At 41.6% G+C, this 25,407-nt stretch carries 26 protein-coding genes and 1 pseudogene; 8 read left to right on the forward strand and 19 right to left on the reverse strand.

Features of this window, described 5'->3' with window-relative positions; genetic code table 11:
- Positions 1-1,143: a peptidoglycan-binding protein gene (locus V7L29_RS28325; protein ID WP_334737542.1), complete on the reverse strand. Its 1,143-nt coding sequence runs from the start codon at positions 1,141-1,143 to the stop codon at positions 1-3.
- A gap of 168 nt (positions 1,144-1,311) precedes the next feature.
- On the reverse strand, positions 1,312-2,379 hold the full coding sequence (locus V7L29_RS28330) for a DMT family transporter (protein ID WP_334694289.1): 1,068 nt from the start codon (positions 2,377-2,379) through the stop codon (positions 1,312-1,314).
- 967 nt (positions 2,380-3,346) lie between these two features.
- Here V7L29_RS28330 and V7L29_RS28340 point away from each other — a divergent pair.
- Together V7L29_RS28340 and V7L29_RS28345 are read left to right on the forward strand one after the other, a co-directional pair.
- Positions 3,347-4,135: a PP2C family serine/threonine-protein phosphatase gene (locus tag V7L29_RS28340; RefSeq protein WP_334737543.1), complete on the forward strand. Its 789-nt coding sequence runs from the start codon at positions 3,347-3,349 to the stop codon at positions 4,133-4,135.
- Positions 4,136-4,138: 3 nt separating this feature from the next.
- A complete protein-coding gene (locus tag V7L29_RS28345; RefSeq protein WP_334737544.1) occupies positions 4,139-4,330 on the forward strand; it encodes a hypothetical protein in 192 nt (63 codons plus the stop codon).
- 751 nt (positions 4,331-5,081) lie between these two features.
- Here the strand turns inward: V7L29_RS28345 and V7L29_RS28350 are convergent.
- Positions 5,082-6,737 (reverse strand): Ppx/GppA phosphatase family protein, encoded by a 1,656-nt coding sequence (locus V7L29_RS28350; RefSeq protein ID WP_334737545.1) that lies wholly within the window; start codon positions 6,735-6,737, stop codon positions 5,082-5,084.
- Between the two features lie 449 nt (positions 6,738-7,186).
- Here V7L29_RS28350 and V7L29_RS28355 point away from each other — a divergent pair, with 449 nt between their 5' ends.
- Positions 7,187-8,068, forward strand: coding sequence for a 4-hydroxybenzoate solanesyltransferase (locus V7L29_RS28355; protein ID WP_334737546.1), 882 nt, complete (start codon positions 7,187-7,189; stop codon positions 8,066-8,068).
- A 115-nt stretch (positions 8,069-8,183) separates the two neighbouring features.
- Entirely contained in the window at positions 8,184-8,951 is a 768-nt protein-coding gene (locus V7L29_RS28360; protein WP_334737547.1) for a DsbA family protein, read from the forward strand.
- Between the two features lie 342 nt (positions 8,952-9,293).
- Here V7L29_RS28360 and V7L29_RS28365 read toward each other — a convergent pair whose 3' ends face one another.
- The 3 genes from V7L29_RS28365 to V7L29_RS28375 form a co-directional block, all read right to left on the reverse strand.
- Positions 9,294-9,683: a tautomerase family protein gene (locus tag V7L29_RS28365; protein ID WP_334737548.1), complete on the reverse strand. Its 390-nt coding sequence runs from the start codon at positions 9,681-9,683 to the stop codon at positions 9,294-9,296.
- Between the two features lie 4 nt (positions 9,684-9,687).
- On the reverse strand, positions 9,688-10,275 hold the full coding sequence (locus V7L29_RS28370; RefSeq protein WP_334737549.1) for a TetR/AcrR family transcriptional regulator: 588 nt from the start codon (positions 10,273-10,275) through the stop codon (positions 9,688-9,690).
- A 270-nt stretch (positions 10,276-10,545) separates the two neighbouring features.
- Positions 10,546-10,695 carry a hypothetical protein gene (locus tag V7L29_RS28375; protein ID WP_334737550.1) on the reverse strand — a complete coding sequence of 50 codons (150 nt, stop codon included), beginning with the start codon at positions 10,693-10,695 and terminating at the stop codon, positions 10,546-10,548.
- A 139-nt stretch (positions 10,696-10,834) separates the two neighbouring features.
- Between V7L29_RS28375 and V7L29_RS28380 the strand changes: the two genes are divergently transcribed.
- Positions 10,835-11,632, forward strand: coding sequence for a sulfite exporter TauE/SafE family protein (locus V7L29_RS28380; protein WP_334688932.1), 798 nt, complete (start codon positions 10,835-10,837; stop codon positions 11,630-11,632).
- A 50-nt stretch (positions 11,633-11,682) separates the two neighbouring features.
- On the opposite strand, the gene V7L29_RS28385 is transcribed toward V7L29_RS28380, so the two are convergent.
- On the reverse strand, positions 11,683-12,345 hold the full coding sequence (locus tag V7L29_RS28385; RefSeq protein WP_334737551.1) for a cadmium resistance transporter: 663 nt from the start codon (positions 12,343-12,345) through the stop codon (positions 11,683-11,685).
- A gap of 509 nt (positions 12,346-12,854) precedes the next feature.
- On the opposite strand from V7L29_RS28385, the gene V7L29_RS28390 reads away from it, so the two are divergent.
- Positions 12,855-13,565: a cadmium resistance transporter gene (locus tag V7L29_RS28390; RefSeq protein WP_334737552.1), complete on the forward strand. Its 711-nt coding sequence runs from the start codon at positions 12,855-12,857 to the stop codon at positions 13,563-13,565.
- Positions 13,566-13,680: 115 nt separating this feature from the next.
- Here the strand turns inward: V7L29_RS28390 and V7L29_RS28395 are convergent, their stop codons facing one another.
- The 5 genes and pseudogenes from V7L29_RS28395 to V7L29_RS28415 all read right to left on the reverse strand — a co-directional run bounded on the left by V7L29_RS28395 (position 13,681) and on the right by V7L29_RS28415 (position 17,709).
- Positions 13,681-14,586, reverse strand: coding sequence for an ATP-grasp domain-containing protein (locus V7L29_RS28395; protein ID WP_334737553.1), 906 nt, complete (start codon positions 14,584-14,586; stop codon positions 13,681-13,683).
- Between the two features lie 212 nt (positions 14,587-14,798).
- Entirely contained in the window at positions 14,799-15,173 is a 375-nt protein-coding gene (locus V7L29_RS28400; protein WP_334737554.1) for a hypothetical protein, read from the reverse strand.
- A gap of 367 nt (positions 15,174-15,540) precedes the next feature.
- Positions 15,541-15,928, reverse strand: a pseudogene (locus V7L29_RS28405) (IS1 family transposase); the annotation flags it as partial.
- A gap of 317 nt (positions 15,929-16,245) precedes the next feature.
- Complete coding sequence (gene cysK / locus V7L29_RS28410) at positions 16,246-17,208, reverse strand: cysteine synthase A (RefSeq protein WP_334737555.1); 963 nt, start codon at positions 17,206-17,208, stop codon at positions 16,246-16,248.
- Positions 17,209-17,226: 18 nt separating this feature from the next.
- On the reverse strand, positions 17,227-17,709 hold the full coding sequence (locus V7L29_RS28415) for an RrF2 family transcriptional regulator (protein WP_334737609.1): 483 nt from the start codon (positions 17,707-17,709) through the stop codon (positions 17,227-17,229).
- A 214-nt stretch (positions 17,710-17,923) separates the two neighbouring features.
- Here V7L29_RS28415 and cysE point away from each other — a divergent pair, with 214 nt between their 5' ends.
- On the forward strand, positions 17,924-18,652 hold the full coding sequence (gene cysE, locus V7L29_RS28420) for a serine O-acetyltransferase (protein WP_442944282.1): 729 nt from the start codon (positions 17,924-17,926) through the stop codon (positions 18,650-18,652).
- A 165-nt stretch (positions 18,653-18,817) separates the two neighbouring features.
- Positions 18,818-19,408: a Crp/Fnr family transcriptional regulator gene (locus V7L29_RS28425; protein WP_334737556.1), complete on the forward strand. Its 591-nt coding sequence runs from the start codon at positions 18,818-18,820 to the stop codon at positions 19,406-19,408.
- A gap of 6 nt (positions 19,409-19,414) precedes the next feature.
- Here V7L29_RS28425 and V7L29_RS28430 read toward each other — a convergent pair whose 3' ends face one another.
- The 7 genes from V7L29_RS28430 to V7L29_RS28460 all read right to left on the reverse strand — a co-directional run bounded on the left by V7L29_RS28430 (position 19,415) and on the right by V7L29_RS28460 (position 25,369).
- Positions 19,415-19,666, reverse strand: coding sequence for an NIL domain-containing protein (locus V7L29_RS28430; protein ID WP_334737611.1), 252 nt, complete (start codon positions 19,664-19,666; stop codon positions 19,415-19,417).
- A 77-nt stretch (positions 19,667-19,743) separates the two neighbouring features.
- Positions 19,744-20,388, reverse strand: a complete 645-nt coding sequence (locus V7L29_RS28435; protein WP_334737557.1) for an NIL domain-containing protein — start codon at positions 20,386-20,388, stop codon at positions 19,744-19,746.
- A 352-nt stretch (positions 20,389-20,740) separates the two neighbouring features.
- Complete coding sequence (locus V7L29_RS28440; protein WP_334737558.1) at positions 20,741-21,064, reverse strand: PepSY-associated TM helix domain-containing protein; 324 nt, start codon at positions 21,062-21,064, stop codon at positions 20,741-20,743.
- 68 nt (positions 21,065-21,132) lie between these two features.
- A complete protein-coding gene (locus tag V7L29_RS28445) occupies positions 21,133-21,411 on the reverse strand; it encodes a helix-turn-helix transcriptional regulator (protein WP_334737559.1) in 279 nt (92 codons plus the stop codon).
- Positions 21,412-21,419: 8 nt separating this feature from the next.
- Positions 21,420-21,566 carry a hypothetical protein gene (locus tag V7L29_RS28450; RefSeq protein WP_334737560.1) on the reverse strand — a complete coding sequence of 49 codons (147 nt, stop codon included), beginning with the start codon at positions 21,564-21,566 and terminating at the stop codon, positions 21,420-21,422.
- The gene (locus V7L29_RS28455; protein ID WP_334737561.1) at positions 21,563-22,699 is read right to left on the reverse strand and encodes a PepSY-associated TM helix domain-containing protein; all 1,137 of its coding nucleotides are present in this window, start codon (positions 22,697-22,699) and stop codon (positions 21,563-21,565) included. The genes V7L29_RS28450 and V7L29_RS28455 overlap by 4 nt, the downstream gene beginning before the upstream one ends.
- Before the next feature lie 54 nt (positions 22,700-22,753).
- Positions 22,754-25,369 (reverse strand): TonB-dependent siderophore receptor, encoded by a 2,616-nt coding sequence (locus V7L29_RS28460; protein WP_334737562.1) that lies wholly within the window; start codon positions 25,367-25,369, stop codon positions 22,754-22,756.
- Between the last annotated feature and the right edge of the window lie 38 nt (positions 25,370-25,407).

Raw genomic sequence — 25,407 nt, forward strand, 5'->3', positions numbered from 1 at the left:
CTATTCTCGTGAATCGTTGTGTGAATCTTCCGGTAGACTTTGTTGTTCTGGTAAGCCACGCATTCGATTCATCTGACTTAAAGCATATCGTGCTGTTGCTTGCACTTCGGGATCTGGGTCTTCCAGCGCATGGAGCAACATCTGACTGGTTTGACTCATCATGTCATAAACGCGCGTCAGGTCACGGATCGCATTTTGCCGCACTTGTGGACTTTCATCTTGGATTGAAGTTGCTAGAGCACGGTTCATCGGTTTGAGTGTGCGGATGCCAATTTCTGCCAAAGCTGCCAAAATTAAGCTGTTTTCTTGAGAATCGGCATCAATCATCAGGTCAACCATAGGCTGAATTGCCCGCGAATCTCCCTGCTGACCCAAATCCCAAATAGCCTTGCGTCGCTTCGTTGGGTCAGGACTGCGTAAGTCTTGTATTAATTCGTCAACGATATTGAGTTTAGCAAGCCGGGAAGTTTTTTCTGGTAGTAGTAATTGTGTGGCGAGTGGTGGCGTAGCTGTTTGTGGACTAGTTACAGTCTCTGGTAAGGGTGGTGTCATCACATCTTTGTTAGCTTCACTCAAACTTTTAGTATTTGATATTTCGGACTTTTGCACTTGTTTGACCTGACGAAACCACCTCAGCAGGTAAACAAGTGCGCCAATACTTCCTAGAACTCCGATGGCAAATATTAACCACCAGACAAAACCTCTCTCGGTTGGCTTGGGTTTTGCAGTTGGTTTGGAAGTCGCAGCAAAAGAGGTAACAAATGGAGAAGTCATAATCTGATTTTTGGCTGCCAAAGCTGCTTGCAGCTTCCCCCTAGTCGCCAGACCTGTAATCCCATCTACTTGTAAACCCTTTGCTTTCTGAAATTTAGCTACAGCGATTTTCGTACTGGCGCTGTACTGTCCATCTACAACCCCACTGTAGTATCCCAACTCCTTTAATTGGGTTTGTAGTATCTGCACATCTGATTTTGGACTACCATATGTCAAAACAGCCTGACTAGCAGAAACTGTCGAACTAGCTTGTGCAAGTTCTAAAATTTCAGGTGCTAGGTTAGGTGTGGCTGTACTTGCGCGAATTGGGTAAAAACCCAGGCAAGAAAAACAGGTAAATATCAAGATTGAGGAAGGGCGTAGCCTCATATTGCAAGTTTCAGCCTGAACGTGCTTTTGAAGTCATCGATCCCACAATAACTTCAAGGTGTCTAAATGTTAACTGTTATTTGTCATTTGTCACTAAGCATTGGAAAGAGGAAATAGGGCATTGGGTATTGGGCAACAGACTTCTGTGCTCATCTCCTCTTTAACTAGTTAGGGCAAAATTTCTGGTTCAGATTCTCTGACTGCTAGGGTTATAGGGTTCAATTTTTTAGCAGATGCTTCTAAAATTGGTTGCGATATATTAGCTTTTTCGCCGACAGTAACTGTGTCGGTTTGCGCTGCTAAAGTATCACGTTGGTTAATGAGATAGATGCTGATTAAAGTCAGGAAAACACCGACCCACTGCAACGGACTGAGGACTTCTGAGAGGAAGAGATTGCCGAATAGTAGGGCAAAGACGGGTGTGAGGAAGGTGAGGGAACTAAGACTGGTGAGACTGCCACTAGAGGCAAAGTAAAAGAATAATCCATAGGCGATCGCACTGCCAAATACGGTAGCATAACCCAAAGCCACTAAATCAGATGCTCCTAGATTCTCCCACTGCTGGGATTCCACAACTGATGAAACTCCCCATAGTGGCAATCCACCCAAAATCATGTGCCATCCCGTGGCGCTTACTGGGTCAGCATGTCGGCACACAAACCGAATCAACACTGTTCCCACTGCCATTGATAGCGCTGCTAATAGCATCAACCACTCGCCGCTGGCAAACAAACCTTGCCAGTTGCCAATTGTGATATTTCCGCCTGAGTCGAGAAAATGTAAAATCCACTCATCAGATAAACCAATTAAACTAATGCCTGTGACTCCTAGTCCTAGCCCCAGCCATCCCCAAAAACCAATATGTTCCTGGAATAGCCACAACGACAGTAAGGCAACAGCCAAGGGTTGGGAGTCAATCATCACAGACCCTAACCCCGCACTGGTTCTGACTAATCCTTCTGCCAAAAAGCCTTGAAACAGCGTCCCATCTATCAGGGCAAATAATCCAATCCACAGCCATGCAGCCCAACCCTTGGGCTGGGGTTTACCCATGAATGCTGCTGCAATCAAAATTAACATCCCCGCTGGTATCAGACGCACTCCCGCCATAAATAGCGGTGTGGTATGCGGTATCACTCCTTTCATGGCTACCATTGCCGTCCCCCATAGGAAAAAGGGGGCAATTAACAAAAAGGAGGCGAAGGGAAATCGAGATGCACTGAGTTTCAGTTGCATGGGTTTGCTGATGCCTTTGTTTAACAAGCGCAAAAATTGCTTTACCAATTTTACCGAATTATGTAGTTTTGTGTTCGTGTAGCGTCTAAAAGAGAAAGAAAGAATACTTAGGTGTAGCTAAGGTTACAGGAGGCTGAAGATTGTAATTAGATGGATACATTTAAAAAGCTTTATAGCGCTTTTCGTACCCTGCCTTAAGCCGCTACGCGTCTATAGATGTAATACAGTGTGACCTCACTTCCATTCCTCTCTCCTAAAAGGAGGAACCACTGCGCCCTTGCGCTCTGCCGACAGCCAAGCATGTGGCGTTAGAAGCTTTGAATTTTACTCCCCTTTCCTTGTAGGGGCTGTTCTTATTAGGTCTGTATTGAACTCAACACAGAAGCGCTATAAGTAGCTGAACAAAAATATTTACTGTCATTAGATTTCTTCCAAAAGTCAAAAAATTAGAAATGTCATTCTGTTCGCGCAGCGTTCCCGCAGGGTACGGAACGCAGTGGAGAGAAGAATCTCACTAGATGTTTCGCTTTGCTCAACATGACAATTTAAGCATTTATGCAAGAGGTATATTATGTGATTAATTCCGTCCGACTACTTATCAGGTAACAAGCACAAACACTTCAAATCAGGCAGATAGTAGTTTTTATATGTATAAATACTACTGTTAAAGTGCCTTTCTTAAGCTAAAAATGTAAGTTATTTATCTCTTAGATTAGCTGACTCAATTTAGGAGCATCGGATGCCTGTAGGATTGCCTAAATTCGTTGAAAATCCAGAAAATCGTTGCCCTGTAATTCTTTTGCTTGATACTTCTGGCTCTATGTCAGGTTAAATGGCTTAAATTTTCGTAAGCTGTTTGTCTGGCTTTCTACTTCTATGAAACGTAAGGATTCAGGTGGCAAAGTAGGGCAAGCTGTAGCTTTACCAACTATGGGATGGGGTCAAATTACCAGTAAGAGGAAATTTTGTGAATTGGAAAGCTGTTGCGCGTTACGCTATCGGAACAAATCATCAAAACCAGGGGATACGTTGTCAAGATTATGGGGATTATCGCATCTTTAATGATGTGATTGTAGGCGCTGTTGCCGATGGTGCTGGTAGTGCCAAATATTCTGATATTGGTTCTAAGTTGGCGGTAGAAACGGTACTCAAATGCTTTTATGATATTAATGAATCTCCTCAGAAGCAAGAAGAATTAGAGGAAGGTTTTTCTCAACCACTGTCCAAAGAAGAAGTTCATAACCTGTTTGCTAAGATTCTGGAAATAACTCTTGAAAAATTACATAATCAAGCAGCCCAAGGAAATTATTCTGTCAATGATTTAGCTTGTACGTTGTTGGTTTTCGTGGCGACTCCTGACTGGATTGCAGCTATGCAAATTGGGGATGGATTTATTGTGGTGCGTTCCCAAGAGTCAGAATATCAACCGTTGTTTCAGCCAGATAAAGGTGAGTTCATCAATGAAACAACTTTTATCACCTCAACAAATGCAGTAAAAGAAATGCAGGTAAAGATTATTTTAGAAAAACAAGAGTTTATTTGTGCTTCCACTGATGGGCTGGAAAAAGTAGCAATTCACTTGAGCGATTGGAAACCCTTCCCACCTTTCTTTAAACCTTTCGAGGAATACTTGCATGATACTGTTAATCCAGAGAAAGAAGATAAATATCTAATAGAATTTCTCAACTCTGAACGGCTAAATTCTCGCACTGACGATGATAAAACCTTACTTTTGTGCTTCTTTGATAGAGAGTAAAAGTTGATAACAGTTATCACCTGTGCCAGTACCGATCAATCGATTACTCTAGTGGGTGAACCGATAGCTGATAGTGGTGAAGGTAAAGTTTGGCGAACTAATTACAATCCGGCAAATTTCATGCAAGGATGTTCGCTTTGGGGAGGTTCAATTTCCAAAGTCACTATTTCCGGTTTTCGCTCTTGTAAAAGTTGAATTAGTTTCTCTTGCGCTTTTTCTTTCGTCGCACCAGAGCTTTTAATATCTGGCAAGCCTAGCACTCATAAAAGGATACCTAAGTTTTTCCAGCTTAGATATCCTATAGCAACATAACCTACAGTAAATAGATTGTTAATTATAGTCTAATTCTAATTTGTGTTTTTAAAATACTTCTTGAGTTAGTTTTTAAATTCATACTTAAGTATGATGAAAAAGTATATGAGAATTCACTTAAATTTTAAAAGCATATGCGTAAATCAATACGCCTGGGTTAAAGCCAAAAACCAAAACCAGCGTAGGTTGGGGAGCCACTGCCTTGCGGGGGTTCCAAGAGTTGTCCTTTGCGCGTCTTTGACAGGAGAAGCAAGTGGCGTTTGAGGGACGTAGACGCCCGGAGGGCGGCTTCCCGTTCGCGTAGCGTCTCCGACAGGAGAAGGGGAACCCAAGATTTTCGGGACTTTGTTGGGTTTTACTACGTACCCCTACTAGACAAGCAAGCTACAACCCAAGCGTATTGATGCGTAAATTACAGATAATTTGTAATAGCGCACATATATGCGCTTATACTTTATTAAGCAGATGCGTTACACAACATTTATGTACCCTAATTTTTAGTAGTCTGTCAAGCTAACTTTGCAGAGTTAATACGAGCTAGAAAAATTCTTTTTCTCCTCCTGCTTACCCTGCTTTCCCCTGCTTTCCGTGCCTGCCTCCACCCGTCATTTTTGGCTTGACAGAGTACTAGTTTCTACGAGAAGCTAGCAACGCTAGACTTTTCTAAACTCGCTACTAATTTTACTCCAAATTCTTCCTCAAACACTCCTTTTTTATAATCTAAACTCCAGAGTTCTAAGGCGCAGTCATCATTAGGTTGAGATGGGAATATTAGCAAATTACACTGCCTCAATTGTGGATAATACTCACATTGCACTTGAGCGATCGCACCAATTTGTCGTCTATCCAATGCCACTGCCAATCTTAAGATTGCACTCAATTGACTGACCATTTGTCGCTGATGTTTAGTCAGGCAATTCTGGTAATTTTCATGTTTTTTCTTCGGCGGCGATTTGCGATGATAACGCGCTAAATTGGCAATGATTTCAATCTCGGTTTCTGTATAACCGAGTAATTCCCCATTGCGAATTAGATAGTAAGAGTGCTTGTGGTGAGACGAATGGCTAATATAATGACCGCAATTGTGTAATATTGCAGCTGCCCACAGCATTTGTCGCTCGTCAGATCCCCAATGGTGTAGTGTACCTTGAGTTTGGTCAAATAAACTCTGGGCAAATGTTGCGACGCGATCGCTATATTCTAAGTTGACGTGGTATTTATTAGCGAGTTTGAGAACATTGCGTTCCCGAATTGAACTTTGGTAGCGCAGCTTATCTTCAATTAAACCGTGGGTTAGCATCCAGTCTACGATTACGCCTTCCCTTAGAGAACGCTCACAAACTGTGACCGATTCACTACCCAAAAGGGTCATTGCTTCCTGTAATATTACTGCACCAGCGAGTATAACTTCAGAACGCTTATCTGGCATACTGGGAATTGCAGCCTTTTCTGAGTTACTCAGTTTCCGGAAGCGATTTACCAACTCCCGCAAGTCTTTAAGACTGAACTGGTAACCATTGAGAGTGGAAGGAATGACACCTGACTTTTCTCGTGCATGAATCATTGCTAGGGTTTCAATTGTACCAGCCGTACCCACCAAACGCGGAGATTCCCCAAGTTCGAGGTTTGTTAGTACCTCATCCACAGAACGTTCTAACATCCCGCGTGCATAGGCTTGCAGATACTGAAACTCGGTGTTGCTGATGGGATCAGTGGTGATTAACTCGCTAGTGAGTCGCACTGCACCGACTTTGGTACTGGTGAGAGTCCGTGCTTGGTGACTATCACCCAAAATTAATTCTGTGGAACCACCGCCAATATCAACAATCATGTGCGGCTGGTTGTTAAATTCCATCCCCGATAGCACGCCAAGGTAGATTCGTCGCGCTTCTTCTTGACCAGAAATCAAGTCAACGCTTAAACCCAACTCTGTTTCTATCTTGTGCAAAAAATCTTTCCCATTGGGGGCTTCCCGTACAGCACTAGTTGCCACCGCAATGATTGTTTCAGCGTTGATAGTTTTCGCAACTTCTTGGAAGCGTCCTAAAGCAGTGATCGCCTTTTTAATTATCTCCGGTTTGAGTTCCCCAGTACTAAGATCGCGATCGCCAAGTCTGACGGTTTCTTTTTCTCTGGCGATAATACTGAAAGCTGGTAGTGTGGGGTCAATCTTCACTACTACCATATGTAGAGAATTTGTTCCCAGGTCAATGGCAGCAATAATCCGGTCTTGCTTAGTTGGTTGAGTCGGAACACTCTCCCAGCTAGCCGAAGCAACTAAATTCAGCATCTAGTTTTCTCTCTTTATAAGAAATGGCAAACGGTGGTATGTCGGGGTAGCTGGCACTGATATTTGTTGCAACACACTTGCTCAAACTGAGTACTGGGTGCTGGGTACTGAGTTAGTTAAAAATACTCAGCACTCTTCATCTTTAGTTGAGGGGAACTCACCTAAGTATATTCACCCTACTGCTTCTAACCGTAGTGACTATTTAAAGATATTTTAAGTTGCCACTTGGGGTTATGTTTTTACAAATAACAAATAACGTTATTCTCTAGATGTAAAGATGTGTGAATTAAGAATAAAAAATCAATGATAGTATGTTATCTGCTTGATTGATGCCGTATTGTTGGCATAATTAGGCGAATGGAAGCATGTTTTTACAAATATTAAATGACGTTATTCTATAGATGTAAAGATGTGTGAATTCATCTATCTAAAGTTATTTGTTGATTTCTATGTTAACGACGCCAGAACGCCCCCAGCAACCAGTTTGGCTTGTAATTATCCGGCTTTTGCGCTGGCATAAACCAGAAGGACGGTTAATTTTAATGATTCCTGCCCTTTGGGCTGTATTTTTGGCAGCTTCTGGGAAACCGCCTTTACCTCTAGTTGGTGTAATTATATTGGGTACTCTGGCCACGAGTGCGGCTGGGTGTGTTGTCAATGATTTGTGGGATCGGGATATTGATCCACAAGTGGAGAGAACACGCGATCGCCCCCTCGCTTCTCGCGCCCTGTCTGTGAAAGTTGGGATTGTAGTCGCTATAGTCTCGCTAGCATGTGCAGCAGTCTTGGCCTTTTATCTTAACCCCCTGAGTTTCTGGTTATGTGTAGCAGCAGTGCCTGTAATTCTGCTTTATCCAGGTGCAAAGCGGGTGTTTCCTGTACCGCAACTGGTGCTTTCCATCGCTTGGGGTTTTGGCGTGTTAATTAGCTGGAGTGCAGTCACACAAACCATCTCCCAACCAACTTGGTTACTTTGGGGCGCGACTGTATTGTGGACATTGGGATTTGATACAGTTTACGCCATGAGCGACAAGGAAGACGATCACCGCATTGGTATTAATTCTAGCGCTCTATTTTTTGGGAATTATGCCCCTGTAGCTATTGGAATTTTCTTTGCTGGCACAATCTTGTTATTGGCTTGGTTAGGTGTACTCATACATCTGCACTTAGCCTTCTGGATTAGCCTTGCAGTTGCTACTATCGGATGGGTTTGGCAGTCTCTGCGATTAAAACAGCCAGACTTACCTAATCCTATTTATGGTAAAATGTTTCGGCAAAACGTCTGGATTGGTTTTATTTTACTTGCTGGGATGATTGCTGGATCTTTTTAATAAGTAAAAAGAAAATTCTCATAACTTTAATTATGGGATTTTAAATTGGAGTGTGCTTTTAAGTCGAAGCGACTGCGCGTCTATTAGTTAGATAAAAATATTTATGAGTTTTTGTATGGGTATATTTTTTGATTGGTTTAGTCCCTTATTTCAGTATGTGCGTACTTGGACAGCAATAGGTCTGCTATCTTTGGTTGTTACCTGGTCAATTCCTGCACAAGCTGCTAGCCGTATTGATCCACAGTTGGAACAGCAAGTATTACAAATTATCCGGGAACACCCAGAGGTACTTATTGAATCTGTTCAAGCCTATCAGCAGCAACAACAACAGAAAGTAAAACAAGCACAGCAAGCATTTTTACAGGATTTTAAGAAGAATCCTCAAACAGTGATTGGTGAGTCTCCCACCACAGGTTCAACTCAATCAAAAACTGTGCTAATAGAATTTTCAGATTTTCAATGTCCCTATTGTGCTGAGGCGCATAAAACCCTGAAACAATTGTTAGTAAAATATCCAGATAAAGTAAAATTAGTTTACAAGAATTTCCCGCTGACTTCAATTCATGCTGAAGCATTGCCAGCTGCGACAGCGGCTTGGGCGGCATATCAGCAAGGTAAATTTTGGGAATATCATGATGCGCTATTTACTAATCAAAAGCAACTAGGTGAGGCGTTATATTTAGATATTGCTAAAAAACTGAATCTGGATTTAGGTAAATTTAAACGCGACCTGACTCTTGCCACTCCCGTAATTAATAAAGATATCCAGCTAGCTGAGAAATTGCGTGTTCCTGGCACACCTTTCTTTGTAATTAATAGTCCAACTTTTTCAGGAGTGGTGCAGCTAGAAGACATAGAAAGTATATTAGTTGGTGCTAAGTAAATTGGTGTATTTAAAAATTGATTAACGTCGGTAATAGCAATACATAATTGTTCTTACAACATCCGTAGCAAATAGGCTGATTACAGGATTTTGAGCAAGGGAATGTAATTTTCCTTTTCTCCTTGACTTCAGTAAACTGTTGTACCGAAAGCAAGTGTAAGGAATAGCTTATGAGGAGTGATGAAGAGAAATTTTCCTCACTTCTGAGAGTTACTTTATAAATGATCTTTCAGATTTACTTTTTGATTCTCTAAATATTTCTTTTGTAATTCCTCTGGAATGGGAATAAGACAATTGGGTAATATTAATTTACTAGTAACCCATTAACCATAATAGATAGTTTCAAACTTCTACTTTGTAGTTTAAGATTAACTCATCGCCAGGTAAACCTCTAATTCCCCAATTAGATTTAGGCGTTTCAAAAATTGTAATTTCAATATCGTACACAGAAATATTCAACTGTTCATTAATATTTTTAATCAGCAGGCGAATCAACTGTTTTTTTGTTTCCACCGAGCGTCCATCAAACATACTAATTTCGATAATCAGATAATTGTCTGATCTATCAGTTGGATAGTAAAAATCTGATTTATTCAGTGGAAAAAAGCGGTGAAATCTTTTTTCAGGCGGAAGCTGTAAAACCTCAATAACAGAGACATGGATTATATTTGATAGCTCCGTTTGAACAGGATTTAATTTGTCTGCTAAACCATATAGCTTGATTTGTACCATACACTTAAAGGTGAGTTTCCAAGTATTGATTCAGGTGATTAATTACCCTGTGCATGTGAATTGAATCTCCATAAAGCTTGCTGATCATTACGGCTCCTTCTAGCGTTGCAATTATGATGGTAGCGATTTCATCAGCACTCACTTCCGGGTGAATTTCACCCTTTTCAATTCCCGTTTCAATAATTCGACGAATCAGATTCAGCCAAGAGTTCATCGCCTGTTGAGCACGTTCTCGCAACGCTGGATGAGCATCATCACTCTCCACAGCAGTATTCAGCAGTGGACACCCTCCCTTGATAGGTGGATTTTCTGCGAAGCTACTAAATACGCCAATGATTGCTTGCAGGCGTTCTACTGCGTGGCGTTTGCTTCGTAATGCAAATCTAGTATGCTGATTGATGCGTGCGATCGCAAAGTCAAAAGCCTGTAGCGCAAGATCATCTTTGCTTTGGAAGTGATTGTAAATTCCTCCTTTCTGCAATCCAGTAACACGCATGATGTCTGACATTGATGAGCCTGCATATCCCTGTTGGTTAAACAGTTCGGCTGCTTGATAGAGAATTCTGCTTTTTGTTTCTTCGCCTTTGGACATTACAGCGATTTATTAGATGAATGGACTACGGAGAGTAGGAAGTAGTGTAATTTGATTGAATTGAAAATTGCTGTAAATAAAATATTACCGACCGAATGGTCTGATTAATATAGCATGATAGGTGCTTGCAAGTCAAGGGTTCAGATAATCTAGCGATATACAACGCGAATACGCTGGACGTTTAATCATGTTTACTATTAAAATACGGTAAGTTCATCGTCTTACCGGCTTTTATATGTAAAACCTTAGAAAAATCAGTCAGGAGTTGAGTTAAGCAGAGCAACTGACCCATAAATAGTTATCAAAGTCTGTTTTAGCTAAATCCCAGTCTGTCATGCTTCCAAAACTTCCAGACCGATTTTGAGTTATCCAGGAAACCTCTACCCCAACTTTTAGCTGGATAACCTTTGTATCACTCATCCTTTGAGAAACACAATAAGTTACTACCCCTAGCTCTGTCTGGCACTGGGCTACAGTTCGGCTGGGTTGCGGCTCTCTAGTAGTGAAGCTCTAGCTGACTTTCAGTTCAATCTGATTGTACTTGAAACCCCCAAAGAGTATGCACTATTTATTACTACCGTTCTTAAGCTTTTTTGTTGGTATCATCGTTGGTTTGACGGGAATTGGCGGAGCCTCTCTCATCACCCCAATGTTGATTTTTGTTTTTCAGGTTCCGCCTTCTATCGCTGTGAGTTCTGATGTTGTGGCTGCTACATTGATGAAGATTGTTGGTAGCGTCAAACATTGGGAACAGAAAACCCTTGATACAGAAGTTGTCAAATGGCTGGCATTTGGGAGTGTTCCAGGCTCACTGTTCGGGGTGGGGATTTTGCACTTAATTAAACGTACAGGTGAGTATAACCTGGATAACATCTTGCTCCGTTTGCTTGGCGGGATGATTTTGCTAGTCACAGTATTAGCACTAGTGCAATTGTTGTTATTGACTTTTTTCCCCAAATTTAATTTACCTGAACTGCCAAAGTTAGACTTAAAAACTAACTTTGGTCGCTTCTTAACAATCACTTTAGGAGCAATTTTAGGCTGTTTAGTTGGTCTAACTAGCGTCTCATCAGGTTCAATGTTTGCCCTGGTACTGATTGGGTTTTTCCGGCTTGATGCCCGGAAGTTAGTGGGTACAGATATTTCACACGCAGCAATTTTGCTGCTGTTTACAGCCCTCGGTCACCTCAGCCTGGGAACGGTTGATTGGAGTCTGGTAGTGCCTATATGGCTAGGCTCTGTGCCAGGGGTGTTACTAGGTGCTAAAATCTGCCAAGTAGCTCCGCAACGCCCACTACGGTTTATTATTTACGCAATCTTGATGATGGTGAGTTGGAAATTAGTTCATCAGGTATGACCAATTTTAGATTTTCAATTCCAAATCCAGCATTCAACATCCAACATTGATTAACTTCTCACCCGAGGCAGTAGAGTAAATGTACCTCGTTCATACATAATGAACAGACCCAAGCCAATCAACACAAAAGGTACGACAGCTTTACCGTAGCGACTTAAAATATAAGCAATGGTAGGTTGACGGCTTAAAAAATAAGCGATCGCACACCAAACCCCTACCATGATAAAAAATATACTTAAAATTACTCCCAAGCTGGCAAGATCATGACCAGCGAATAAAGGGATATATATACTAATATTGTCACCACCATTAGCAACAGTTACTCCTGCCACTTTATAGGTTTGGGGGTGCAAAACACTCAAAATAAAAGACAATACCGGGTTAGTAGGTGTGGACTGCCTAAAATCACTGCTGACTGTCTGAACTGTTATAGTTTCTTCTGTTTTATATACTAATTGTTGAATCCCAATTGCTATTGGTAGCAGTCCTAGCAATCCTATCCATTCTCGCTGTACGACCAAGCCACCAAAAAATCCTGGTAAGCTAGCGATGATAATGGCTGAAAAACCCAGATATTGACCGAGTAAGATATGCCGCCGTCGAAAATTAACATCTACCTGTGAAAAAAATATTAACAAGATAATGATGTCATCTATGTTAGTGGCTATAAAGGCAATTATCCCTTCACTGAAGGTTGTCCCTAGCTTACTCATGCTGGATTTTTATAACCTACGATTTATTACCATACCAAATTAACTAATTCGTAATTCGTAATTGTTGGGTTTACAGCAGTTTTCATCTATTTGAACCACATCTGTCGTAGGGGCACAGTAATGCTGTGCCCGTAGAGCGTGGTCTATTTACCTGAAAATAGCTGTAAGTCCCCCACTAAATTGTCTTTCTTAGTGGTCTAGAAAAAAGTTGCAGTCCAAATCCCAATACTAATTCAATTATAAATTACCTTAGCGAGTCCGCGTACCCCTGCGGGTAAGCAAGCTACGTGCAGCGTCTGGTAGAGAGCGTCATTATCAATTACTAATTATTTTATCCTTCTAGCACAACTAAGCTTTAAAATGACAAAGTAATCTAGTTTCAGCTTTTGATGCCTTGCTTAATGATTAGTGAAGATTAGTTTTTGAACGAATCGCGTCAGAGAAAGTAGCTGGACGCAGGGTAAAATGCTCCCCAATACGTAAAAGCATGTCTATGTTTGTCATAAAATATGAACGAGTTAGTTACTGCAATTACTACAGGGGCAATTGCATTCATTGCCACTAACATTGATGATATTGTTATTCTATTGTTGTTTTTTTCTCAAATAAATGCTAACTTTCGCCCCCGGCATATAATTGCTGGTCAGTTTCTAGGTTTTACGGTTCTGTTAATTCTTAGTCTTCCTGGTTTATTTGGTGGGTTAGTTTTATCAAAAAGCTGGATTGGATTACTTGGTTTACTACCAATGTCCATAGGTCTCAGTAGCTTAGTAAATCGGGAAGAAAATTCATCAAAAGAAGTTGTAGCTGCAACAGAAGAAACTGAAGCATCAACAATTACTAGTTTTTTTTCTCCCCAAGCTTATAGTGTGGCAGCCGTTACAATTGCCAATGGTAGCGATAATATTAGTGTCTACGTACCTTTATTTGCTAGCAGCAACTTAGAAAGTTTTGTAGTAATTATCGGATTATTTTTTCTCTTGTTAGGAGTTTGGTGCTACGCTGCATACAAATTAACTAATAACAGAGTCATCGCTGATGTATTGACTCGCTACCTTAATAATCTTGTACCTTTTGTTCTTATAGGATTAGGCGCTTTTATTGTATTAAAAAGTGGAGCTTTGAGCTTAATAAAGCTAGCTGCTAGTTGTTTGTGTTTGATGATTTTGGTGAAAAATAATGAAAGTACCGATGAAATTAGCGAAAATTTTAATAAATAACCAAGCCAATTTTAGATTAAAGAATATTTAGGATTGGCGAGCGCTGTTGAGAAAAACTTTGCGATTTACTGAGAGTGGTAAGTAGCACTTGGCTCATTAAGCATTTTTACCAGAGCTACTGCATCAATAACCTAACTAATTGTTGAGTAATGGGAAAACCTGTTTTTTTCTCAAAATGCAAAAACATTGGACTCGGGTTTGCTTCGAGGAAAACATATTCGCCACTAGGTTTTAGACGCCAGTCAATGGCTGTCCACTCCAGCATTAATACTTTAGCAATGTCTAAACATTGCTTTTGAACCGAAGAAGGTAGTTCTAATGGAATCAATTCACTTTTTTCGTCTAGGCGAAAATCTAACTGACTAGTGCGAATTTCAGCAGCATAAATTGACTCACCAATTACATAGCTACGAATATTAGTACCAGGAATATATTCCTGTATCTTTACCGGAGAAATTCGTAGGGCTAAATTTAATCGTTTTGGGTCTAGATGTTCTGCTGTTACTAGTTTAGTATATGTGCCTCCATAGACAGGCTTAAAGATAGCTTTATCTAAAGAGTCAGTAAAGTGAATAATTTGTTCTGCATCATTACTGACAAGAGTCTGTGGAATTGAAACCCCTATATTGTTCACCATACTTAGTTGTATAGGTTTTTCTTTATGAAGCTGGTACGCTTGCCAAGAATTTACCCAACGCCCCTGACAAGCCTGCATGAAAGAGCGCAGAGTACTCATTGAATCATTGATAGCAATGTTTTGCTGATCATAATTGTTTAAAAACGGTACAGAAACACCAGAAAAACTTCGCCAGAAAACACTATGTATTTCTCCCATTTCTAACTTACTTCCTTGAGGTAATATTAAACTCCCTATTTGTGTTTTTGGCTTCCAAGATATTTTTAATTTAGTTGGGAAAGAATAAGTATCAAAATAATCTGCTGTCGCTCCTGCCTCAGTAAGAGCTTGCTGCATAGCTAATGCATGAGCATCTTGAGAATTACCCAAAATTAAAATATTCATCTCAAAATAGTAATTTTTTAGAAAAATAATTCCTCAATAACAATACTTCGCCAATTTGGTGGCGAAGCTATTGCAATAAAAGTGCAGCACAATACATTGAACGTAGTATTCCATATATTATGCTGTCATCAGTCAGCTAGATTTAAGGCAGTTATTCAAGGTTTTAACCCAAAAATTTTTGGGTTAAGAGCGACCACCTTTTTCACCCAGAACTACGCAAGTCCCTTACCACCTTCCTCGCCCAGAGCTTGGGTAGTAGCCCTACCACCTTCCTCACACAGAGCTTGGGTAGTAGCAGTAGCCCTACCACCTTCCTCACACAGAGCGTGGGTAGTAACCGTACCACCTTCTTCACACAGAGCGTGGGTAGTAACCGTACCACCTTCTTCACCTACAGCTAGGGTAGTAACTGTACCACCTTCTTCACCTACAACTAGGGTAGTAACCGTACCACTTTCTTCACCTACAGTTTTGGTCACAATTGCCGAACCACCACAAACTTGATTGGCTTCGTCATCGCTTAACGTTGTAATCTTTAAATCAACAGATTCGAGTTCAGCAATTTTTAGATCAAATGGATGTTTCATAATTGACCCTCCTTAAAGACTTTACTCAACTATAGAGTCGGAAATAATTGATTTTTTCTGGCTAAGTTGTAGTCAGCCACAAACTGTTTGTATTGAGTTATCAACTTGTTAGCTATAAATAATGCAAAAAGTTATATAACTTTATAAACGGTAGATCGGCAGATCTGACTTTTCACGGGATGTAGAAAGGGGAGATTGGTTCGCGAATGATGTTCGCAACCAATCTCTAATAAAAATGATCCAAAGACTAGCTGCTATTGTCGTCATAAGTGTAAGTGACATAGGTGCAAATGAAAATGTTAGAGAAAAATCCGGCGTTGCATAAATGGGGGATGAATTAGCTAAATACAGGTATTTCTCTATACTTTTAACAATGAAGTAATAATTTAATTAGTATTTAGGTATATCCACTGATTGACAATAATATAATGTTTTTCAATGTAGGCGTGCAAGATAATGACGTAAACGTGTTTTTCACCTTCTACTTTGGTCATATATGTTTTAGTGACGATATGATCTTTTGGGTTACAGCTATTTTCAGGTAAATAGACCACGCTCTACGGGCACAGCATTGCTGTACCCCTACGACAGATGTGGTTCAAATATATGAAAACTGCTGTAATAAAACTGGGGTAAACTATCCATCCATCCGTCACATAAAAATAGCACTGCCAACAGCAAACAATGTCCCACAAAGGTTTAAATGTTTTAGCACTATGGTCTCCTAAAACCTAAGCTAAAATTCCTTGGTGAAATATTTTCCACAGGTTTCAACTCTTTGATCACAGAGAGTTAGGAAGTGACGATCGCTTTGTTGGACTTTAAGGTTTGCTAAAATTCCCAACCTCAGTATCATTGATTTTCCCAAGCTCTGGTCAATTAAGAATTTTACTTTAACGAGCCTGCCATTCCGGTAAAATCCCTTGTTAAGGCTGGATAAGGGGTGTTTGGTAGTACATCCAAGGCGGATAACTCCACAATTCCGGCGTGTCCATGCTGAAAGTGGAGTTGCTTAAATCTAGGTTTTAAATGTCTAATTATATTTGACTATAAAATTTGGAACTATGTGGAATCAAACTTTACTCAACCACTCATTCTCCTCTGGATCTTTGAACAATGAGGTACTGAGGTAGCGTTCGCCGGAGCTAGGCTGGATCATGACGATTAGGCAACCGGCATTTTCTGGTCGCTGTGCCACTTGAATAGCCGCGTATAAAGCAGCGCCAGTAGAAATGCCAGATAGTAATCCTTCTTCTTTTGCTAGACGACGGCTGTAAGCGATCGCCTCCTCATCTGCTACCTGAATCACTTCATCTACCACTTCTGAACGGTAAATTGCTGGGATAAATCCCGCGCCGATACCCTGAATTTTGTGAGGCCCTGATTTACCACCTGCTAATACTGGGCTGTTGCTTGGTTCAACTGCGATCGCTTGGAAACTCGGCTTCCGTTTTTTAATAACTTCTGCAACTCCCGTGATCGTTCCACCAGTACCCACTCCCGCCACAAGAATATCCACCTGTCCATCGGTATCATCCCAAATTTCTTCTGCTGTGGTTTGAGCGTGAACTTTCGGGTTAGCGGGGTTGCGAAACTGCTGCAACATATAAGCATTGGGCGTTTGAGCTAAAATCTGCTCTGCACGACCGATCGCTCCTCGCATCCCTTCTACCCCTGGCGTTAACTCTAGTTGAGCGCCATAAGCTTTGAGCATGGATCGTCTTTCCTGGCTCATTGTGTCAGGCATCGTTAGAATAAGATGGTAACCCTTAGCGGCCGCCACCATCGCTAGCGCAATTCCTGTATTACCAGAAGTCGGCTCTACTAAAACAGTTTTTCCAGGGTGAATTAAGCCAGCTTCTTCGGCCGCTTCCACCATACTCCCGCCAATCCGGTCTTTCACAGAAGATGCTGGGTTCATGCTTTCTAGCTTCACTACAATCTGAGCAACCGCTCCCGAAGCTTGGGGAATCTTGTTTAATTGAACTAAAGGAGTTCGTCCGATTAACTCTGTGATATCTTTCGCTATCCGCATCTGGGTACTCCGTCGTGTCTAAATATAATACATCGGACTTTGCTGGGCGCGAGTTTCTCTTTCCTGGCACAAGTCTTGGAGTGTATAGCGACCCAAAACTTCAATTGAGGCTGCGTTAGCTTGCTCCCAAACTTCATATACCAGAGTCTTTTCTAGAGTCGGAGAGTCAGAGGTATCTTTCTCTTTCCGCTCGCCTTCTACCAAAGTGACAATTTCAAGTATTGTAATCTGCCAAGGTTCACGAACTAAAACGAAACCTCCTTTAGAGCCGCGTTGACTCTGCACCACACCAGCACGCCGGAGGTTGGTTAAAATTTGTTCCAGATAGCGCTCAGGTATGGGTTGCTTGGCAGTGATCTCGCTCATGGTTAGAGGAAGTTTTTTTCCGTGGTGGCTTGCCAGTTCTAAGAGTGCCAGCAGCGCGTATTCCACTTTGGAAGACAGATCCAAGAGAGCGTAGTTTTGGCTATTCAAGACTGTACTCAATATACTACGGTGAATTGAGGGACTTATCGCAGTTTATGCGAAATTAATTTTTATGAAAGTGTGGAATGTGATAGCATCCCACTTATCTCCCCACAAAACACTTTACTCTATCGACTTACCGTAGATTATTATCTTACACAATTCCCATAAATGACTTGATCTTTTTGTGGGAATTATCCTGAGTTTCTGTTTTCAGAGCCTCACTTACCAACGAAAATCTCAACTGAGTATGCTACTAACTGATTTGCAAACCATTTTTGAGCGTGACCCAGCAGCCCGTAACTGGCTAGAAGTATTATTCTGTTACCCTGGACTTCATGCCTTAGTGTTTCATCGATTGGCACACTGGCTGCATAAAATGGGAATTCCCTTCATACCTCGGTTTCTCTCTCATATTAGTCGGTTTTTAACCGGGATTGAAATCCATCCTGGGGCATTAATTGGTCAGGGAGTGTTTATTGACCACGGAATGGGAGTAGTGATTGGTGAGACAGCGATCGTGGGTGACTATGCCCTAATTTATCAAGGCGTCACCCTTGGCGGGACGGGGAAAGAAAGCGGCAAACGCCATCCAACTTTAGGCTCTCATGTAGTTGTGGGAACGGGTGCGAAGGTTTTGGGAAATATTCAAATTGGCGATCGTGTCCGGATTGGAGCCGGTTCTGTGGTGCTGCGAGACGTGCCCAGTAACACTACCGTAGTTGGGATTCCAGGGCGTGTGACTCGTCAAAACAACTTACCTACCAATGTTCTGGATCATGATAAAGTACGCGACGTAGAAGCTGAAGTAATCCGCGCTTTATTTGAACGCGTCAAGGCTCTAGAGAAACAGTTCGAGCAGTTGGAAGATCAATCAAGTTTGTCCCCAAATGAGCTTGGCGACGAACCAACCGACAACCCTAAGAGCAAAAATTATGATGGGGTGATTGAAGATTTTCTTGATGGTGCGGGAATTTAATTTAAAGCATTGGGCATGGGGCATTGGGCATTATTAGTTATTCTTTCTCCCCCTGCCCTTGTGCCCCTCATCTCCCTACTCCCCTCTTTAAAATACTCATAAGCTCTTAGAACCTGATATAAATATATAATACTACGGTTAATTTATCGGAAAATAGTGTTATATATGGTGTCTTTGTACACAAGCTTCTCTAGCACAAGCAGTAATAATACTAAGCAAATTTTTGCCCGTAGGTCATTTCTCCCAGAGCATCAAAACGGACTTTGGAAGATTGAAACGGGTTTTGTGCGGACTTTTACCTATCTGGAAGATGGTACAACCGTTGCTCTGGGATTGTGGGGTCCTGGAGATATTGTTGGTAAGGCTTTGTCAAAATTAGAACCTTATCAGATGGAATGCTTAACTAAAGTGGAAGCGACGGTCTTACGTTTAGAGGAATGGACTCAACTAACAGAAACTCTGCTTGCTCATATCCAACAGGCTCAAGAATTGATGATCATTCGTAGCCATAAAAAAGTGGATACTATGCTTATCAAGCTGTTGGCATGGTTATCCAAAAAGTTTGGTTTTGAAGTTGAGAAAGGACGTTTAATAGATATGCGTCTGACTCATGAAGACCTGGCGGAAATGCTCGGTTCAACTCGTGTTACCATCACTCGTGTTCTTGGGCAGTTTGAGCAAGAGGGCTTGATTGATCGTCTTTCTCTGCATCGAATTGTGCTGCGAGAAGAAGAAATTTGGTACTACGAAATTTAAATTATTTCAGCAAAACCAACTATTGCCATCAGCATTCGACTTGCCCACAATTCTATGATTCAGGGATTCCAGGTAAGCCAGACCGCTACATATTTGTGGCAGTGTTGCCCGCAGTTCAATGTCAAAGCATCCTTCTGCATCTGTATTTGGTTGTAGCATAGCTTTAGTAATATTAACTACCAAGCCGTAAGCAGAAATTAACTGCGAAATCACAGGCGTTTGCAGATAGCATTTGGGAACATGTATCCGCAGACGAATCTGAGTGACTTGGCTTTTTTCATAGACTCAAGGAACCAGTGATAATCTGGTTTGAGAATTGGTTTGACGGTTATTAACTAGCCATCGCTATAAACGCTAGACAAATCCAGCCAAATCGGTAGCCCCAGTTTTTCTAAATAACTCAGGCTAGAGTAGAGTTGCTTTGTTCTCCCCCACAAATCCAAGTCAAACCAGCCGTCATCTTGCATATCGGGTTGAAGTCTAGCACTGGTGATATTGACTGTTAGTCCATAACGAGAAACTAACTCCGAAATCACCGGTTCCTCGTAATAGGTTTTTAAGACGCACAGTTGCAAGCGCAATCGATTGGTTTGACCTAGAGAAATCCATTGCTGGAATTGTTCTTGCCATTGATTTGTCAGCGATGCAGAGTCTTTGGGATTCAGCTTGCTAGTTGGATTGGGGAAAGGTAAACAGTGCTGGTTGGGTTGAATCTGGTTAGCGATCGCTAATTGCAGCAAATTCACTCCCAATCCTTGCAAGTAAGATAGGCTATTTGTGAGTTTTTGGGGATTTCCCGAAAGTTCCAAATCAAACCAGCCATCGCTGTCACTATCTGATGTCAGGGATGCAGCTTTGATATTGACGGTTAAACCATAACGAGACACCAGTCGAGAAATTACAGGTTGCCTATGATACCGCTGAGGCACAAGAATTCGGCTGTGGACTGAAGCGGGTTCTACAGATTTTGTGAGAGACATCAGATTAATTCCCAATAGCGATGTCTACGGTGGGCTGCGCCTACGCAATTTTTGGTTTCGGTAGAGAATCTTGCTGATGCCGTGTCTCTACAACTCAACTGTCCCTGGTTGAATGTCAGCCTCATAGAGATTTTCATATTTCTGGCTTTTATTAAACTACGGTAACTCTATCGATTTAATACATTTAGTTGGGATGTAAAGGATAGTTCCATAAAGACCGCAAAGAAACAATAGGTAAATTCACGTAAATTAGACTCAATTTATGTGGAGTACTTTGACGCCAAACCAATTGAGAATCATTTCAATGGTTGCATGGTAAATGTCCCTAAATTCCGATTATTTGGGAATTATTTTATATAACTCTGTTGATAAGATAATTATCTTTGTGCTTGCGTTTGCGATACCACCACATCACAAAGCCAGTGATAAATAAAATTAGCGGTATAAGTCCGACAAACAAGTAGAAAATACGGGATGGAAATCCCCAGAAAGTACCATAGTGCAAATCGTTGAAAGAATTGAGGACGCGATCGCCCAACGATGAAGTCGTCGGCTTATATACCTGTACCTTGCCACTATGCAGATCAACAGAAACATCTCCAAGATCAAAGCTAAACCCAAAACCGTCTTCTGGTTTTTCTGGAAAGTCAATTTGAGCAAGTGATGCGTTGGCCAAAGCAGCTTGAACGATCGCATAGATACTGAAACCGGATTTTTTACAGCGAAATCGGGATGTCCTTTTTGCTACAAACCTTTTTGCTGACGATATTCTCTAGGAGTGATGCCAAACTGCCGCTTAAATAGATGCCGAAAATGAGTTATGCTTTCGTACCCTACTTGAGAAGCAATTTCTGCAACTGTGAGATTAGTGCCTCGAAGTAGCTGTTGTGCTTGCTCTAGCCGTAGAGATTGCACATATCCCAACACCGTAGTTCCAAAAACTTCCCGAAATCCCCGCTTGAGCTTAAAGTCATTGAGTCCGATTTCTTCAGCTAGATTGAGCAGAGAAGGTGGATGCGACAACCTTTGATTTAAAATAGCTTTAGCGTGATGCAAATGTTCAATTTCATGAGGACGAAAATAAAGCGATCGCTTAGAATCAAGGCGATCGCCTTTGATTTCTGCTGCGCGATCGCCAAATCACTGAGTAAATAAAAATGCCAATTTGTAAGCTTCAACTTGAAGTTGTATAAATCCTATGTTTTGTAGTTGTTTTTGTTCGGTAACGATACCGCCACATCACAAAGCCAGTAATAAATAAAATTAATGGTGCAAGCCCAACAAATACGTAGAGGATACGGGTGGGTAAGCCACCAAATGTGCCATAGTGCAAAGATACAAAAGAGTTGAGGACGCGATCGCCCAATGGTAACTTTAAAGCATTATCAATTCGTAAAACCTTACCACTGTATTGATCGAGATAAACATTGCTATTACCATACTCTACATTTTCCTGTGGTAACTTCATGCGAATTTGTAAAGCTTCTTCTGGTTTACTAGGAAAATAAATACTTTTGGTAACAGCACCAGGTAAGGCAGCATCGGCAATTTTCAGTTGTTGGATTAGATTTAAAATCGATTTCCCAGGAATTGGCTTGGAGACTGGCTCGGATGGTTTTGAGGTGAATGTCACAGCGTAAATAATTGGCTCAGTCAAATCGTAGAAGTTCCAACAAAAACCCGTAAAGCCAGTAAAGAATAAAAAAACCACAGCGATAATACCAGCCACTTTATGAATATCAAAGTTGGCGCGTTTAGGATGGGCATTAAGCTTAATTTTGAAGCCTGCAATCAATCTACGCCAACCAGGCCAAAGAATTAAACCTGTGATGGTGAGCATACACATAAAAAAGGCAGCAATGCCAACAATTATAGTTCCGGTTTCGCCTGCCATTAGGCCATAGTGCAGACTAAAAATCATACCTATTAAGGTGTTATCTGATATCCGCTCACCAATAATTTTGCCTGTATAAGGATTGAGAAAAACTTCTGTCCTTTGATCTTTAATTGTTGACAATTGTCCCACGTAGGGAGAAGTTGGAGTATTTGGTAAATAAATCCGAAAAAGATGGAGATCGCTTCGTGCAGCATACTTCGTCTTAATTGTATTCATTACAGACTCTGGGGATACTAACTGCACCTGTTGGGCAGTAATCTGTCCATACTGTTGAGCGATCGCAAAGCGGTCAAAATCTTGCTCAAACACCAACAAGCTACCTGTCAGGCCAACGATAACCAGCACCAGTCCTACTACTAAACCAAGATAGCGGTGCAGAATAAATGTTAGATCGCGTATTTTTTTAAAGTTCATGGTAAAAGCTCCGTGATACCATACAGCACTTAATCAGTTCAAAAATTCTCGGAATCAAAACTGTACAGAAAACGTCCCCAGTACAGTCAAAGGCGCACCAGGACGCAAATAGTAGCCTTGAGAATCGTAATATGTAGTATCAAAAAGATTCTTAAAGTTCAATCCAACCCTCCAGTTATCGCGTTTGTAAAAAATGGTGGCATCAGCGCGCACATAGGAGGGGATTTTGAATGTGTTGGGGAGTTGAGCTTCGCGATCGCCTGTGTAAAATACTCCCCCACCAAACCCGAATCCTTTCCAATCACCATTTTGAATTTCATAAGTTGTCCACAGACTCCCCCCAACACCAGCAGCATTTACTAACGAGTCGCCCACTGGTAGAGTATTATCTTTACTCACAAAAGCATCGTTGTGGAATAAGGACGCAATCACATTCCAGCCTGGTAGAATCTGCCCAGAAACATCAAATTCCAAACCGCGACTTTTGACTTCTCCAGCAGCAATAGAAAAGTCAGAGTTACCTGGAGTGGGATCGGTTGTAGCGACATTTTCTTTGGTGATATCATAAGCGGCAAAGGTCGCAGATAGCCTGTCTTTAATTAGTTCCGCTTTCAGTCCCGCTTCATACTGAGTACCCCGCTCTGGTGGCAGTTGAGTTCCATCTACTGTCCGCGAGTCACTGGGATTAAACGAACGGCTGTAGCTGGTATAAATTGAAATTGGTTCAATTGGCTGATAAACAATGCCAACGCGAGGTGAAAAAGCCTCATCATAGTACCGATCAACGCTCTCATCACCAATCAGATTGTTGCCCGTAGGATCTAGTTGTCGAACGGTATATTTACGATTAATAAAGTCATATCTGCCACCCACTAATAGCTTCAGGTTTGGTAGCAGTGTGACTTGATCTTGCAGATAAAGGGCGATCGTGTCGCGATAGTAGCGATCGCGCTCTGAGGCTTCATCAAACTCTAGTGGTCGGGAAGCACCATACACAGGATTAAACAAATCAATACTAGGAGTCACTGAAGGGCTTCTGCGGAGATTATCGTAGCCCAGGAGGTCTTTATTCCACTCCAACCCCAGCAAAACTTGATGTTGCACAGATCCCGTATTGAAGTTACCAATTAGATCCGTTTGCAGGGAGTAGTTGCGGTAAAGGTTTCTATCTATCGCATACCCCCGTAACAGAGTACGACCGTCTGGATCAAGAGAGTCCGGTCGAAACGCTAAGTCATCACCATCGTTGAGCTTCACGGAAAAGGCACTGCGAACCCGCAGGTTTTTGTTAAAACTGTGGTTAAGAGTTAAATTAATGATGTGGGATTGAGCTGAGTAATAATCTCCTAGCTCTCCCGAGAAGCGACTAATCGGCACCTTGAAAACCTTGGGATCTGGTAATAAACCGTCGTAGAAAGTGCGATCAGCATTGAGGTATTCATATTGAAACGTTAACGTCGTTGCATCCCCAAATTTGAACGTGAGTGAGGGGGCGATGCTAAAGACTTTTTCATTCAAAAAGTCAACGAAGCTACCAGAGTTTTCATAGGCAACATTCAAGCGATATAGAATGCTTTTGTCTGAGTTAAGCGGCCCAGAAAAATCGAGCGAAGGACGATAGGTGCTAAAGCTTCCGGCTGTAAACTCAGCAGAGTAATAGGGATAATCAAGTGGTTTTTTAGTGACATAATTCACCACCCCTCCCGGCTCAAACTGCCCATACAGCACAGATGCTGGCCCCTTAAGCACTTCAATCCGCTCAATATTTGTCGGATTTGTCAGGGTCAAAAAACCCTCAGAGAAAAAACCATCCCTCAAATTGTTGTAGGTTGAAAATCCCCGGATGTTGTAATTATCTACCAGTCCAGCGAACCCTGCTTGTAAAGTTACACCACTGACATTGCGTGCTGCATCACTAATCCTTATGATTTGCTGATCCTTGATGACTTGTTGAGGAATAACTTGAATTGACTGGGGAATGTCACGTTGAGGAGTATCAGTTTTAGTTGCAGTTGTGCTATCTGGTACGCTATATCCGTCTTGTTCACCAGTGACTACCAACTCAATCGGTTCATCACCTTGTGTTGATGGTTTTGGCTGTGTTTGACTTTCTGGCTGCTGTTGAGGAGTTGGTTGGGTTTGAGGTTGTTGTGCTATGGATGCAGCAGTCGCCACACTAAAAATTAAACCCTCATCCGCACTGTCAAATAACTCGACAGTTGGAACACCTGTTTCTCCGATCGCACTTACCCTAATAGTATTGGCATCAAAGTTAGTAACTGTGATTTCACTAACACCCGCTATTGGTTTATCTGAGCGGAATGTAAATGCCTCACCACTGGGTAAACGCAACTGTGCATTGGGAATATCAGCGATAAAATTATTGCCAACACTGCGATTCGTGATTTGCAACTGTTCGCCTTTAGATGTCTGTAAAATCACCTCCACACCTTTAGCAGTGGGGTTTGCCTTGACTGCTGTAACTTGCACAACTTCTGTTTGTGGTGTTTGGTTCTGTTGTTCTATCTGAGCTAACCATTCTTTAACCGTTCTTGCAGAGCGATCCAGTTCTTGCACGCGAGGAATTTTAGTGATTTCCTTTGCTTGAGTTGGTTGTATCAGAACAGCAACAAGAAAACAACAAGTGAACAACCATCGCAACAGTTTCATAACTTCACACACCAATTGTACTTTTTTAAACAGCGTTA

This window comes from Nostoc sp. (assembly GCF_036916575.1).
Classification (GTDB): Bacteria; Cyanobacteriota; Cyanobacteriia; order Cyanobacteriales; family Nostocaceae; genus Nostoc.

Excerpts from the sequence above, each read along its gene's own strand:
- V7L29_RS28325 (WP_334737542.1), bottom strand. The coding sequence starts at position 1,143 with ATGAGGCTACGCCCTTCCTCAATCTTGATATTTACCTGTTTTTCTTGC.
- V7L29_RS28330 (WP_334694289.1), bottom strand. The coding sequence starts at position 2,379 with ATGCAACTGAAACTCAGTGCATCTCGATTTCCCTTCGCCTCCTTTTTG.
- V7L29_RS28350 (WP_334737545.1), bottom strand. The coding sequence starts at position 6,737 with ATGCTGAATTTAGTTGCTTCGGCTAGCTGGGAGAGTGTTCCGACTCAA.
- V7L29_RS28355 (WP_334737546.1), top strand. The coding sequence starts at position 7,187 with ATGTTAACGACGCCAGAACGCCCCCAGCAACCAGTTTGGCTTGTAATT.
- V7L29_RS28360 (WP_334737547.1), top strand. The coding sequence starts at position 8,184 with ATGGGTATATTTTTTGATTGGTTTAGTCCCTTATTTCAGTATGTGCGT.
- V7L29_RS28365 (WP_334737548.1), bottom strand. The coding sequence starts at position 9,683 with ATGGTACAAATCAAGCTATATGGTTTAGCAGACAAATTAAATCCTGTT.
- V7L29_RS28370 (WP_334737549.1), bottom strand. The coding sequence starts at position 10,275 with ATGTCCAAAGGCGAAGAAACAAAAAGCAGAATTCTCTATCAAGCAGCC.
- V7L29_RS28375 (WP_334737550.1), bottom strand. The coding sequence starts at position 10,695 with ATGAGTGATACAAAGGTTATCCAGCTAAAAGTTGGGGTAGAGGTTTCC.
- V7L29_RS28380 (WP_334688932.1), top strand. The coding sequence starts at position 10,835 with ATGCACTATTTATTACTACCGTTCTTAAGCTTTTTTGTTGGTATCATC.
- V7L29_RS28385 (WP_334737551.1), bottom strand. The coding sequence starts at position 12,345 with ATGAGTAAGCTAGGGACAACCTTCAGTGAAGGGATAATTGCCTTTATA.
- V7L29_RS28390 (WP_334737552.1), top strand. The coding sequence starts at position 12,855 with ATGAACGAGTTAGTTACTGCAATTACTACAGGGGCAATTGCATTCATT.
- V7L29_RS28395 (WP_334737553.1), bottom strand. The coding sequence starts at position 14,586 with ATGAATATTTTAATTTTGGGTAATTCTCAAGATGCTCATGCATTAGCT.
- V7L29_RS28400 (WP_334737554.1), bottom strand. The coding sequence starts at position 15,173 with ATGAAACATCCATTTGATCTAAAAATTGCTGAACTCGAATCTGTTGAT.
- cysK (WP_334737555.1), bottom strand. The coding sequence starts at position 17,208 with ATGCGGATAGCGAAAGATATCACAGAGTTAATCGGACGAACTCCTTTA.
- cysE (WP_442944282.1), top strand. The coding sequence starts at position 17,924 with ATGCTACTAACTGATTTGCAAACCATTTTTGAGCGTGACCCAGCAGCC.
- V7L29_RS28425 (WP_334737556.1), top strand. The coding sequence starts at position 18,818 with ATGGTGTCTTTGTACACAAGCTTCTCTAGCACAAGCAGTAATAATACT.
- V7L29_RS28435 (WP_334737557.1), bottom strand. The coding sequence starts at position 20,388 with ATGTCTCTCACAAAATCTGTAGAACCCGCTTCAGTCCACAGCCGAATT.
- V7L29_RS28455 (WP_334737561.1), bottom strand. The coding sequence starts at position 22,699 with ATGAACTTTAAAAAAATACGCGATCTAACATTTATTCTGCACCGCTAT.
- V7L29_RS28460 (WP_334737562.1), bottom strand. The coding sequence starts at position 25,369 with ATGAAACTGTTGCGATGGTTGTTCACTTGTTGTTTTCTTGTTGCTGTT.